The organism is Serratia sp. AXJ-M (genome assembly GCF_046531865.1).
In the GTDB taxonomy this organism is placed as follows: Bacteria; Pseudomonadota; Gammaproteobacteria; order Enterobacterales; family Enterobacteriaceae; genus Serratia; species Serratia liquefaciens.
The window spans coordinates 2,697,600-2,710,703 of sequence record NZ_CP059394.1; the positions used below are offsets into that span (position 1 = coordinate 2,697,600).

General features: G+C 56.0%; 12 protein-coding genes. 7 read left to right on the forward strand and 5 right to left on the reverse strand.

The features are described from left to right. Positions 1 to 81 precede the first annotated feature (81 nt). A complete protein-coding gene (locus H0S68_RS12620; RefSeq protein ID WP_048758770.1) occupies positions 82 to 1,065 on the forward strand; it encodes an MsnO8 family LLM class oxidoreductase in 984 nt (327 codons plus the stop codon). A 1-nt stretch (position 1,066) separates the two neighbouring features. Here the strand turns inward: H0S68_RS12620 and H0S68_RS12625 are convergent, their stop codons facing one another. Further along, positions 1,067 to 2,371, reverse strand: coding sequence for an aminotransferase class I/II-fold pyridoxal phosphate-dependent enzyme (locus H0S68_RS12625; RefSeq protein WP_142815148.1), 1,305 nt, complete (start codon positions 2,369 to 2,371; stop codon positions 1,067 to 1,069). A 68-nt stretch (positions 2,372 to 2,439) separates the two neighbouring features. Here H0S68_RS12625 and H0S68_RS12630 point away from each other — a divergent pair, with 68 nt between their 5' ends. From H0S68_RS12630 to pdxY, 3 genes are read left to right on the forward strand one after another with little or no spacing between them, the layout of a single operon-like run. Then, complete coding sequence (locus tag H0S68_RS12630) at positions 2,440 to 2,697, forward strand: hypothetical protein (RefSeq protein ID WP_020827033.1); 258 nt, start codon at positions 2,440 to 2,442, stop codon at positions 2,695 to 2,697. After that, complete coding sequence (locus tag H0S68_RS12635) at positions 2,694 to 3,407, forward strand: glutamine amidotransferase (RefSeq protein WP_046373448.1); 714 nt, start codon at positions 2,694 to 2,696, stop codon at positions 3,405 to 3,407. Before H0S68_RS12630 ends, H0S68_RS12635 begins: the two co-directional genes overlap by 4 nt. Before the next feature lie 3 nt (positions 3,408 to 3,410). Then, positions 3,411 to 4,250, forward strand: coding sequence for a pyridoxal kinase (gene pdxY / locus H0S68_RS12640; protein WP_259218652.1), 840 nt, complete (start codon positions 3,411 to 3,413; stop codon positions 4,248 to 4,250). Positions 4,251 to 4,291: 41 nt separating this feature from the next. Here the strand turns inward: pdxY and H0S68_RS12645 are convergent, their stop codons facing one another. The 4 genes from H0S68_RS12645 to H0S68_RS12660 all read right to left on the reverse strand — a co-directional run bounded on the left by H0S68_RS12645 (position 4,292) and on the right by H0S68_RS12660 (position 9,512). Then, positions 4,292 to 5,005: a flagellar brake protein gene (locus H0S68_RS12645; RefSeq protein ID WP_020827036.1), complete on the reverse strand. Its 714-nt coding sequence runs from the start codon at positions 5,003 to 5,005 to the stop codon at positions 4,292 to 4,294. A gap of 73 nt (positions 5,006 to 5,078) precedes the next feature. After that, the gene (locus tag H0S68_RS12650; RefSeq protein ID WP_020827037.1) at positions 5,079 to 5,861 is read right to left on the reverse strand and encodes an N-formylglutamate amidohydrolase; all 783 of its coding nucleotides are present in this window, start codon (positions 5,859 to 5,861) and stop codon (positions 5,079 to 5,081) included. Positions 5,862 to 5,960: 99 nt separating this feature from the next. Continuing rightward, positions 5,961 to 7,682 (reverse strand): ornithine lipid synthase OlsF, encoded by a 1,722-nt coding sequence (olsF, locus tag H0S68_RS12655; protein ID WP_020827038.1) that lies wholly within the window; start codon positions 7,680 to 7,682, stop codon positions 5,961 to 5,963. 168 nt (positions 7,683 to 7,850) lie between these two features. Continuing rightward, positions 7,851 to 9,512, reverse strand: a complete 1,662-nt coding sequence (locus tag H0S68_RS12660) for a DUF4091 domain-containing protein (RefSeq protein WP_201896348.1) — start codon at positions 9,510 to 9,512, stop codon at positions 7,851 to 7,853. A 465-nt stretch (positions 9,513 to 9,977) separates the two neighbouring features. Between H0S68_RS12660 and H0S68_RS12665 the strand changes: the two genes are divergently transcribed. From H0S68_RS12665 to H0S68_RS12675, 3 genes are all read left to right on the forward strand, one after another. Next, the gene (locus H0S68_RS12665; RefSeq protein WP_410528744.1) at positions 9,978 to 11,231 is read left to right on the forward strand and encodes an ABC transporter substrate-binding protein; all 1,254 of its coding nucleotides are present in this window, start codon (positions 9,978 to 9,980) and stop codon (positions 11,229 to 11,231) included. Positions 11,232 to 11,313: 82 nt separating this feature from the next. Then, a complete protein-coding gene (locus H0S68_RS12670; protein WP_020827041.1) occupies positions 11,314 to 12,252 on the forward strand; it encodes a carbohydrate ABC transporter permease in 939 nt (312 codons plus the stop codon). A gap of 12 nt (positions 12,253 to 12,264) precedes the next feature. Beyond that, positions 12,265 to 13,083 carry a carbohydrate ABC transporter permease gene (locus tag H0S68_RS12675; RefSeq protein WP_044551448.1) on the forward strand — a complete coding sequence of 273 codons (819 nt, stop codon included), beginning with the start codon at positions 12,265 to 12,267 and terminating at the stop codon, positions 13,081 to 13,083. The last annotated feature ends 21 nt before the right edge of the window (positions 13,084 to 13,104 follow it).

Here is a 13,104-nt window from a genome sequence, read left to right on the forward strand (position 1 = left end):
ATCCTATCTCCAATCAATATTACGCCGCTGGTGTTCTGCATGGTATTTGTCATCAATCATCGATGATAAAGGAACAGGAAAATGGCTTATGCCCTGAGCGTGTTGGAAAAAAGTCCGATTGCCGAAGGAGAAAGCGCCGCCGAGGCGCTCAAACGCACGCTGCATCTGGTACAGCAGGCGGAAGTTTGGGGATACCGCCGTTTTTGGCTGGCGGAGCATCACAATACCCCGCAGCTGGCTTGCCCTTCCCCTGAAGTGCTGATTGCTTACTTGCTCGGACAAACCTCACGGATCCGTATCGGCTCCGGCGGCGTCATGCTGCAGCATTACAGCGCTTATAAGGTGGCGGAAAACTTCAATCTGCTGGCCACGCTGGCACCGGGCCGGGTTGATTTGGGCGTGGGAAAAGCGCCTGGCGGGCTACCGCTCTCGACTCAGGCGCTGCAGGCCGCGCACGATCAGCAGAATAAGCCTGACTTCCCTAAACAGCTCGCGCAGCTAAATGCCTATCTGAACGATGATGCACAGCCCGGCCTGAGCGCAACGCCACAGCCGGTTCAGCCGGCGCAACGCTTTCTGCTGGGCGCCAGCAATGAAAGCGCCCAACTGGCCGCCGAACACGGCTGGGCCTTTGTGTTTGCCGCTCATCTCAATGGCAACCCGGAGGATATCCGGCGGGCGCTGGCTCATTACAGTGAGCAAAGCGGTGGCCGAAAAGCCCTGTTGGCGGTGGCAGCGATCGTCGCCGACAGCGAAAGCCAGGCCAAGGATCTGGCAGCCGGGATCCAGCAGTATCGTGTCCACGTGACCGGCGGGCAAAGCGTGACCGTCGGCAGTCTGGAGCAGGCGGAAAGCTTTGTGCAACAGGCTGGCGCTACCGATTACCGTATCGAACCGCGCGAAAGCCACATACTGCTGGGGACCGCCAGGCAGGTGCGTCAACAGCTGGATCAGTTACACCAACAGTACGGCGTAGAGGAGTTTGTGATTGATACCCCGATCAGCCAGCCTGCCGCCCGCCTCGCCTCTCTGCAATTGCTGGCGCTAGCGGGTGATGCTGTTTGATTCAGTTAACCACGGTGCCGGCACCGATGGCGACGGCCAGATCCTGAGCCAGCGTTTCCAGCTGCGCCGGCTCAAGGTTAGCCAGGCTGATGCGGATCGCCGGGCCGCTTTTCAGACGGAAGGGCTCGCCGCTCTGCACCAGCCAGCCACGCTGCGCCATTATTTGGCTGGCGGCGGCTTCTGAACGCACCGGCAACCAGATATGCACTCCCTCTCCCGACGACACCGGCACGCCGGTCAATGCGCGCAGCCGCTCGGACAAATCGTCACGCCGCTGCTGATAAGTTTGCTGCGCCCGTGCAAACAGCCCCTCTTGCTGGGCCTGCGTCCACAGTTTAACGGCAATCTGCTGCAGGATATGGCTGACCCAGCGCTCGCGAATGTATTGATCCGCCCGCATGGTCTGCAGCAGCTGCGGCTTGCCGCAGGCCAGCGCAATACGCAGATCCGGGCTGAGGAACTTGCTCAGCGATAACACATACAGGCCATTGTCTGCGGTAAAGGGCAAATGCAGCGGCCGCTGCGACAGCGGTCCCCAGAAGTCATCGACGATCGCCAGACAGCCCGGGTTTTGCGACAGGAATTCCCGCCAACTCGCGGCCCGGCCCGCGCTTAATGACATGCCGGTCGGGTTCTGTGCCCGAGGCGTCAGGATCACCGCGGCTCCCAGAGGTGCGGCCTCTTTTTCCGGTAAGCGGCACCCTTGTTCATCAACCGGTAACGGCAAAGGCTTCAGCCGCAGATGCCGCAACAGCGTCAGTAGCGGTGGCCAGCAGGGATCTTCCACCCACACCGAGGCTCCCGGCGCCGCATGGATACGCAACGCCTTTTCGATAGCGTCCAGCGCGCCGGAAAACACCGCCGATTCCCCCAACTCTGCGCCCTGCTGGCTCAGCCAGTCGCCGGCAAGCCGACATAACGCCGGTAAATCCCCGCTGACGTCATAACCGGTCTGCTGCGGGAAAACGTCTTCGGCGCCCAGCGACAGGGCCGGCAGCAGCGTGGCATCCAGATTACCACTCGCCAAATCCCCCATCCCCTCAGGCACTTGCCGAACATTGCGCACCGTCATTAAAGGTTGCTCAAGTACCTGAGTACCGGCACGCCCGCGGGTAGCCACCAAACCGGCATCACGCAGCTTGGCATAGGCGCTGGCGACGGTATTGGGGTTGACCCCCAACTCGCCGGCCAATTGACGTACCGGCGGCAGCAGGTCACCCGGCTGCAGATCACCCTGCTTTATCTGCGTGCTGATCTGTTCAGCAATCTGGACAGCGCTGCCGCCTTTTGCATACAATGAGCTCATACATAAAACCTTTTTGTATTAGTTCAAAATAGATTACCTGTTTCGAACGGAAAAGTTAAGGGGTAAAGATGGAAAAACATTACGTACTGGATATTAAACAGGGCGGGAAAGCCTTTGGCCGCTTGCAGATGTTCACGCCCTGGGCTGCCGATCAGCTTCAGCAGGCTCAGGCGCTGTTCCCTGCCGATCAGGGCTACCAGTTGAGTATCAGCCAGGTCAAAGAGCGCCGGATAGTTTATCAAAGCGGCATTGGCGGCATCACCATCCTGGGCGATACGCTGGAACTGGAACCATACCCTCATAGCCAAGAGGTACCACAACAATGAAAAAAGTTGTCGCGATCCGACATGTGAATTTTGAAAACCTCGGCATTCTGGGCTCACTGCTGTCATTGCGTGGCTATCAGATTGATTATTTCGACGCGGGCCGTGACGACATCCGCACCATCGTTAACGAGGATACCGACCTGCTGGTGGTGCTGGGCGGGCCAATCAGCGCCGCTCAACACTTCGCCGGCCAGCAACACTATGCGTTTCTCAACGATGAGTTAGCACTGGTTACCCAGCGTCTCCAGCAAAAACGGCCTACGATCGGTGTCTGTCTCGGCGCGCAGGTGATTGCCCAGGCACTGGGCGCCGAGGTCGTTTCGCTTGGCGTGAAAGAGATCGGTTACGCTCCCTTAACCTTGACGGATAACGAAGACTCGGTGCTGGCGCCACTGGCGTCCACGCCGGTGCTTCACTGGCACGGCGATATGTTTATGATCCCCGAAGGCGCGACCCGTCTGGCGGGTACCGATATCTGCCCTAATCAGGCATTTGAGTATCAGGATTTCGCCCTTGGGCTACAGTTCCATCTGGAAGCCGATCACCGCGATCTGGAACGGTGGCTGGTGGGACATGCCTGTGAACTGGAGCTGGCCGGCATCGTGCCGCAGCTTTTGCGCCAACAGGCCGCGCGTTACGGCACAGAATTGGAGCAACGCGCCCGCCAGGTATTTACGCGCTGGTTGGATAAAATCGAACCAAGGAAGTGATAGATGCAACAAATTTCTCAATTACAGCCGCCGCAGATTGATGTCATCAGTATTCAATCTCAGGTGGTGTATGGCAGCGTCGGCAACGGGATAGCCTACCGCACGCTGTTGAAAAAGGGGCTGGAAGTGCTGCAGGTTCCCAGCGTGCTGTTCGGTTGTCCCCCTTATTACGGTGCGCCCAGCGGCGGCGTGATCTCCGCCGAATGGTTCGGCGGTTTTCTGGCGGATTTGCTGGCCCGCGGCGTGATGAATCGCACCCGGGCGGTGATTGTCGGTTATCTGGGCAATGTCGACCAATGCCATATTCTGGATACCTGGTTACAGCGCGCGCGCGCGATCAATCCGCAGATAAAGATTTATATCGATCCGGTGATGGGCGATTACGGCGAAGGGGTTTATGTCGATAAGCGCATTGTCGATTGCTACCGCTCCCCCTTCCTGCAATTGGCCAATGGCCTGACCCCTAACGGCTTCGAACTGGAGCAGCTTTGCGGTCACCCTCTGACCACTCAGGAACAGACGCGGCAGGCTGCACAGGCGTTGCTCAATGACACCACCGAGTGGGTGTTGGTGACCAGCGCACCGGGCGTGGCGGAAAACGACGATCAACTGGGGTTACTGCTGGTCAAGCACGACGAAGTGCAAAGCTATACCCACCCCAGAATTCAATCAAAGGTCAAAGGCACCGGGGATATGTTCGCCGCGTTGCTGGTCAGCCATCTGCTGCACGGCAAAAGTCTCGATGAGGCGATCGTGACCGCCGGGGGGGAAGTTTGTGATGTTCTGGCGGAAGCGGAGCATTTCGGCCTGGAGGAAATTGGCAGTCTGCGCGCCTTGAAATAGGCCTGGAGTGACGGGGCAGCCAGCTGCCCCTCGCGTCTTGGTTAGCGTTTTTTCTTTTTGTTGAAGTCCAATTCAAACGCAAACACCGCACTCTGAATTTTTCTTTCCATGGCCAAACCCAGTTTCATAAAGCGGCACGACAGGCGTGAAAAATGCACCATGTTGTCGTCGTCATCCAGCTCATGATCGTCGTTGATCACCACCAGCTCCATATTGACCTTGAAACTGCCGTAGCTGCCAAGATCCAACAACGCTTTTTTGAACTGGAAGCCGGGCTGTAGGTTTGGCGGTAACGGACCGTCAACGCGCAGCCCTACACCACCGGCGGACAGATCGTGGATCCTCAGCTGATATTCACTGCCATCGGCGTATTCACCACTGCACAAAAACTGGCGCCAGTGAGGGGTAGTCACACGGAACTGACGGCGGCGCTGGATGTAAACCAGCTGCTTCGGCAATTGGGTTGAACAGACATTGACGCCCTGCTGCTCGATGAATTCGGCCCGACCTACGGAGAACTCGATCTTCGCATCATGGCTTTCAATCACGATGGTGTATTCGCCATCAACCGTCGCATCCACCTCATCGCCGCTAAACACGATGTTGTCAGGCCCGACGCTCAATAACAAACTCTGAAACTGCTGCTTCTCATTTACGACCCGTAGCGGCGTGCGTTGTTTACAAATCTCACGCAGAATCGCCAGTACTTCAAAGCGCTCCTGCTTGATAAACAATCCGTTATCATTCTGCTCCACTTGACGCTCCTGGCACTTCCCAATGACGTTGACACTTTCCTTACAGTTATCATCACTGGGAATATTCCTAAAGTCAAATTTGCCAGCGATGCCAGGCTTGCGGTAACAGTCTGGCGAAGCGTTCTGCCCAGGCCTGTTGACCTTGTTGATCGGCAAGCAGATCCTGGCGGATCTCGATACCGACATAGGGCAATTGCCGGCGCTCAGCATGCACCGGCAGGGTGTAGTCCGTCGCGTCGGTCATGGCATAGGGCTCGTTGATGCCCACCTGCAAATCCCCTTCTTCACGCAGCAGCTCAGCCAGCAACAACGCGAACTCCGGCTGACGGTTGAACAACAGTCCGACCTGCCACGGGCGCGCGTTGCCTTTAAACACCGGCGTAAAGCTGTGCATGGCAACGATCGCCGTCGGCAAGCCGCTACGCTGGCGCGCATCCAGGCTGTCGGTTATCGCCTGATGGTAAGGCAGAAAAATCTCATGCTCGCGCGCCAGCGCCTGTTCGGCCGCAATGCCCACGTTGCCGGGGATCGGCGTCAACTCGGACAGTTCTGGTATGGAACTGGGGATGCCGGGTGTACGATTACAGTCGATAACCAAACGCGAATAGCGCTGATGAATCAGCGGAGCGTCCAGCTGGCGACTAAGGTGACGTGAAACGTTCAGTGCGCCGATGTCCCAGCCAATATGACGGTCTATTTCGCCGGGCGGCAGCCCAAGATCGCCCAATTGCTGCGGTATTGCCTGCCCAGCGTGATCGCAAAGCAATAAGAAGGGCGCGAGGCCTTTTGGCGTTTCAATCGCGACGGCGGCGGGATCTTCGGCGGACAACAAAAACGGGGCGAACGGCTGTGGCATGAAAAACTCCGGCGGAGGAACAAAGCCTTATCTTAGGCTATTTTCCCCCGCCGGTGCCAAGCTTCGGATTAGATCAAAAACGCATGAGCGCCACGCCAATTACTCTATGCACGCCTCCTGCGGCTGATGCACTGCGATGTAACGTTGGAAACGCGCAGGTTTAAGCCGAGTGAGATCGACCAGCACCAGCCCATCAATACAGTTATTGAAGGCCGGATCGGTGCCAAAATCGATGAACTGCACCCCTCCCGGCTCACACAGCTCGGTATATTGTTTATACAACGTGGGGATCGAACAGCCGATATTGCTCAACAGGCTTTTTAGCCGCACCAGATCTTCCTGATAGTTATCGCCGGCAAACTGCGCCAGCACCTGAGGTAACGAGGCGGGATACGGCTGCCGCGACTGCGCCAGCGCGCTGTCCGGCGAGAAATACAGCCGGTAGAAGGCGATCAGCAGATCGCGCGCCGTTACCGGCATGCCTCCGGATATAGACACCGGGCCAAAAAGATAGCGGTACTGCGGGTACTTCGCCAGATAGGCGCCAATGCCCAACCACAGATAATCCAGCCCGCGTTTGCCCCAGTAGGCCGGCTGAATGAAACTGCGGCCCAGCTCAATCCCCTGCGCCAGAATAGGTGCCATATCGCGGTCATAATGGAACAGGCTGTTGCTGTAAATGCCTTCCAGGCCCTTGCGTTCCAACTGCTCGGCGGTTGGGATAAAACGGTAAGCGCCGACAATTTCCAACTCGTCCGCGTCCCACAGCACCAGGTGGTAATAGTCGTCGTCGTAGCTGTCCAGATCGCGGCGGCGACCGGAGCCTTCCCCCACCGCACGGAAAGCGATTTCGCGCAGGCGTCCTAGTTCACGCAGGATAGGCGTTCGCGCTTCGTCCTGACGGCGATACAGGAAGATGATTTTGCCGTCCGGGGTAACCCCCAGCCGCTCACAGTTTGCCAGCGCTTTCTTCAGTTCCAGTCGGTCTTCCGGCAAGGCGATCGGAGATTCGCTGGCAAACAATCCTTCTTTACCCTGCCCCAGGCGATAAACGTGACGGCGGAAACGCTCCGCCAGATCTTTCGCGCTGGTATGGCCGTCGTGCCAGTTGGCAAAGGGAATACGGCCACCCACGCGGATTTTAATGCGCCCGCCCTGCTGCTGGAACATTTCGCGCACCAGTAATAGCGTGGACAGAGGTCGATAAACCAGGGAGGTGAAGTAGAATAAATTGCTGTTACGGGCGCTGATGTGGATCGGCACAATCGGTGCGCGCGCCTTGGCCGCCAGACGCAAGAAACCAGTATGCCAATGCCCGTCGCGAATGCCTTTCGGGCTCATGCGCGACACTTCGCCAGCGGGGAACAGGATCAGCGCACCCTGCTTGTCCAATTGCGCCTGCATGCCTTCAATTTGCTTGCGGCTGGTCTTATAGGCGACGTTGTCCACCGGTACGAACAGGCTGCGCAGCGGTTCGATGTAGGTCAGCAGTTGGCTGGCCACCACTTTGACATCCGGCCGCACCGCCGCGACCGCACGCAGCAGCACCAGTCCGTCAAGTGACCCTATCGGGTGATTAGCCACCAGCACCACCGGTCCCTGGCTCGGGATATTTTCCAGATCGCCATCCACCAGTTCACAACTGAGGTTGAAGTAGTCCACCACCTGCTCGATCAGATCCAGGCCTTTCAGATGGGGATAATCGGCGGCAAACTGTTTGAATTCTTTTTCGAAGAGTAAAGTTCTCAGCAGGCTACGCTGCCAGGCAGGGGTATTGCGGTGTGGAAATGCATCATGCAACAGAGAGTCCAAGCTAAACATCGCGTTATCTCCTGGCTTAGTCGCTGCAAAATTAAGCCAGCGCTATGACCCTAACATGTCAGTAACATGACAAAAAAATGAAATCCCTCGACCTATCAGGTATAGCAAATTATTGAAAACTTGGTGGCGACACTCTGCTTGTCGCCCCCTCGCCGCATTTTATGCCAATTAAATCAGCGCTTCGATCCGCTGATTCACCGCTTCACGCAGCCGCAGCAGTGGTGCTGCCTGATGCGGATAACGTTTAAAAGTGATACGCATCCCCAGTTCCTGTTCAATCAATGCCTCTACCGTGTGGCGATCCGTCAGGCTTTCCAACAGCTGCAGCGCACGCATGTCCTGCAACCCCTGATGCAGCACCCGTAACCGCAGCGACTCCACCGGCGTCAGGTTTTCGCCGGGGTAAACCACAAAGGCGTCGCCGGAAGGAAACGCATTTCGGCAATCGGTCACCGCGTAGGGGTTAAGTTTTTCTCGCGAATGGCCGCTGTTATAGAAGTTGAAGCCCCAGTGCAGAAAACCGCTGATGTTGTACAGGTAAAGCTGGATGCCCAGAATACGATTACGCGCCGAAGGTTGAGCAAAGAAACGGTTGGCCACCTCGGTCTTTTGCACGCAGCAGTAATAGGCCCACAGGCCCGGAACCTGATGCTCAAGGAAAGCGTCTATATGGTCGGTAGCGGCCACTGGCGTTTCCACCAGTCCTTGCCGGTAAAACGCGTAGTCTGACAGCGCGTCAAAAGTGCGGAATCCGGCCAGCAGCGGGCGCAAGGCGCCAACGGCACGCTGATAAACGGCGATGTTCTCCAGCGTTGGCTCATCCGAGATATGGAACCAGACCTGCTGTTGCAACTGGCGATCGCGGAACCATGCGGTCAACGCCGGCAACAGCGCCTGCAAAAACTGTTGATACTCCTGCGCGTGGGCGTCAGTGTGCCAACCGAACAGCGGGCAAAGTGCGCCGTCGATCTCCACCAGAATTTTTGGCGCATGCGCCGCCCCCCACTGGGTGAACAACGGGGCAATCTCAAAATGTTCAATCCCCTCTTCCTGCGCCATATCCACCCACTGGGCCAGCCGCTGGAAATCAAACCGATAACCCTGCGCGGAACGCTGTACGCCAATCAACTGTACCGTGGTGCGCTCGCAGCCGACGGCGGTATCCAGCGGTGGCGTGAAGATCGGCGTCAGCAGCATGTTGACTCCACTGTTGACCGCACAGCGAACAAAGTTGCGCACCGCCAGCCAGTATTCAGGACTGAACACCGGCACGCGGTAATAATCCGCCAGACAATCGGTATGCACCCATTCGGTGTGCAACAGAGTTTGCGGCGGCAGTTCAACCGGGACGATATGCAGCGTCAGGGCGGCGCTGGCCAGGGCTTCGCCGCTGATAACATCAAACAAGGTCAGGTTTAGCGGGTAATCCCCGCCTGGCACAGGCGTCGACGGCGGTGTATAAGTCAGCCAAAGGCTGTCGTAATAATTGTTGGCGACAAAGAAACGCCGCTCGGCCAGCGGCATCAACGGATCGGGAAATAACCCCGGCTCGGTACGCAGATAGTTCTCATCGGTCTGGGCATAACAGGGAAAGTGGCTGGGTACCGATTGCACCTGCCGCACGCTGATATACTCCGCCAGTGATCCCTCAAGACGGTAGCTTAATTCACGCCGAGTTTCGTTATCTGCCCGGTGAAGGCAATAAACCCCCTGCCAGGAAATCATTTCATTGCTCAGGCCACTCAACTTATTTATTTGATCAATCTGTGGTGCATTGTGGCTGTGAAATATCTTTTCCAGACTGTGAGTAAAAGTCAATGAAAGGCGCATAGCAATAATCTCGCTCTAATGGGGAAATACCGATGAGTCATTTTCAGGCTAGCCCCTTTTATCGATTCAAACAATAGTGGTCATTCAAAAAACGGCGTTTACGTCGAGGCAAAGCCTGCCGATACAATTTTTTTGTTTATTTGCATCACAAAAATGAAAGATACCCAGACATGCACAATAAAAATGTTTTTAATCCCCATTATGGTGCAAGGGTTATCACTTATTCCTATGACCCCAGCAGCCAGTCATTGCCCAACGGCAGGGCCAAAACTGCCGCAGAAGGTTAACGAATTGTGAACAACTTACGCTTTCGGTTTACGCCCCAACCCTTTCGATCTTAACAACATCGAAACATTCGCGCCCCATTTTTGGGCAGATCGGGGTGTATTGACACATTGAAAGTTAAGGGATAGAAAGAATTCACGTTACGAAAATATTTATTCGTCGTCCACCGAGGGGAAAGCAATGTCACCGATAAAAAATACCGGCCGTCTTCTGGCGCATTCTGCCATTGCGACGGCATTATTATTGCCGACCATGTTATATGCCGCCGATCAAATAACTTTGCGTTATGCCGTATGGGACAGAAATCAATTACCGGCCGAGCAGGAAATCGCCAAACGCTTTGAAAAAGAAAACCCAAACATTAAAATAGCCATAGAATTAACGCCGTCGGCACAATACTTCGTTAAATTGGATTCCGCCGCAGCTGGCGGCGTAGCGCCAGATATATTCTGGATAAATATGCCTTATTTTGTTCAATATGCCAAAAACGGCATTATGCAACCTTTAACACCTTATATTAGCGGCAGCAGCGTCAAGCTAAATGACGTGGTCGCCAGTTCGGTAAAAGCCTATCAGTATGACGGCCAACAGATGGCCATCCCGCGCGACGTGGACTCTATTGCGGTGTGGTACAACAAAAAGCTGTTCGATCAGGCCGGTGTCAGCTACCCCACCAGCGATTGGAACTGGAATGACCTGAAAACCAAAGCCGCAGCCTTGAAAACCGGCTTGAAAGGCAGTTCCTTCCCGTTGGTGATGGACCTTAGCATCGACGGCCAGGACAGCTACATGAACCTGCTGTTCCAGAACGGCAACCACATCGTCCCGAAAGACGGCCAGCCGACCGACATCGCCAACGACAAGTCCATCTGGGTATATCAGCAGCTGCAGTCAATGATGAAAGACGGGCTGATGCCCAGCGCCCAGCAAATGAGCGAAGTCAAAACCGAGAACATCTTCCAGTCCAACCGCGCGGCCATGGTGTATGCCGGCTCGTGGTTAGCGGCCCCGTTCGCCAACAACCCGCTGATTAACGACCATATCGGCGTGGTAATGATGCCGAAAATCGAACGTCAATCCGGTGTGGCGCACAGCCTGGCGTTCGCCATGTCCGCCAACAGCACCCACAAACAAGAAGCCTGGAAATACATCGAGTTTATGAGCACCGAAGCTTCGCAAACCGAGTTGGCGAAAGTGGTGATCCCGGCCAATAAAGTGGCGGCGAAAGCCTGGGCGGCGGAAATCAAGAAGGTCGATGTTACGCCTTATATCGACACTCTCAACGTGACCGAGGCCTACCCGACCGCCGGGACCAACACGCCAAAATGGCAGAACATGTGGATAGCCAGTCTGAAGAAAATCTTTATGGGCGCGGATGCCAAACAGGAGATGGATAAGTCGGTCAAGAAGATCGAACGCATCATGGAGCAGTAATCGCCCCGTGCCGGCTGCGCCTGCCCGAAGGCGCGGCCGGCAACGGAACACCGCAAAGCCGTTACTGGTGAGGAATGGCAACATGTCGCTGGCAGATACCTACGGTGCCCTAAAACAACAAAAAAGCATCCCACGTCCTGCGCTCAGCCGCCTGGAGCGCGCCGAGCGTTTTTGGGGTTGGGTGATGATTTTACCGCTGTTGATTGGGTTGACGGTGTTTTACTTCATCCCTTTTTTGCAGAACATCTTTTACAGCTTTACCGACCTCAATCAGTTTATGCGCTGGAGCACCCTCAGCGTCGATAACTACGTCAATCTGTTTGAAGACGACGATTTCTACACCGCCGCCGGCAACACCCTGTTCTATGTGGTGGTATGTGTACCGGTCAGCCTGAGTCTGTCGCTACTGCTGGCCATTGGCCTCAACCAAAATATCCGAGGCAAGGCGCTGTTGCGCACCCTGCTGTTCCTGCCGGCGGTCACCATGCCCGCCGCGGTGGCGATGGTGTGGCAATGGCTGTTCAACAAGGACTTCGGCCTGATTAACCAGGCGATTGGCCAACTGGGTATTTCACCGGTGGCCTGGCTATCCGATCCGGACGTGGTGCGCATCAGCGTTTCCATCATCATTATCTGGTCGTCGCTGGCGCTGAAAATCATCATTTTACTGGCCGGTTTGCAGAGCATTCCACGCCAGCTGTATGAGGCCGCCGACATCGATGGCATCAGCACCCTGCGTCGCTTCTTCTGTATTACCCTGCCGATGATGGTCCCGACGCTGTTCTTCGTTTCGGTAATGAGTTTTATCGAGATCCTGCAAATCTTTGACGTGGTGTTTTTGATGTTTGACCGCGCGCTGGTGGAAAGCGACGTGATGACCGTCACCAACCTGTTCTACAAATACGCCTTTTACCTGCAGGAGAAAGGTTACGCCTCCGCCATCACCGTGGTGCTGTTCGCCGTCACCCTGCTGATCACCCTGATTCAAATGATGATTGGCAAACGCCTGAAAGTGAGCTGAGGAGCCGCGACGATGAGCATAAGTAAAAGAACGCTGGTGTATCTGTTTATGGTGTTGGCGGCGTTGGCTTCGGTCGTGCCGTTTATCTGGATGCTGGTCACCTCGCTGAAAACTCAGGCCGAGAGTATCCAGATCCCGCTGACGCTGCTGCCGGCCCACCCCAGCCTGCAGGCCTACGGTAAGATCATGCGCGAAATCCCCTTCGCCGATTTTTACCTGAACTCGCTGTTGGCCACTTTTTTTACCGTCACCCTGCAAATGGTGATCGCCACCATGGCCGCCTACGGTTTCTCGCGCCTGCATTTTCGCGGCCGTGATGCGGTGTTTCTGGTGTGTATTTCCATCCTGATGGTGCCCGGGCAAGCCTTTTTGATCCCGCAATTTCTGGTGGTGCAAAAGTTGGGGCTGGTGAACAGCATCACCGGGCTGGTGTTGCCGGGCATCTTCAGTATTTATGCCACTTTCCTGCTGCGCCAGTTCTTCCTCGCGGTACCGAAGGAGATGGAGGAAGCCGCGCTGATTGACGGTTACAGCTACTTCGCCATCTTCTGGCGCATCATGCTGCCGCTGATCCGGCCTGGCATTATCGCCTGCATCATCATCAACGGCCTGTGGAGCTGGAACAACCTGATGTGGCCGCTGATCGTCAACACCACCACCGAGAAGCTGACGCTGCCGGTCGGGCTGGCATCGCTGTCGAGCCGCGCCGGGGTGGAGTATCCGCTACTGATGGCCGGGGCGCTGATGGCAGTGATCCCCATGCTGATGCTGTTCATTCTTTTCCAACGTTACTTCATCCAGGGCATCGCCAGCGCTGGGGTAAAAGGCTAACCGCGAACACAAGGTAAATAA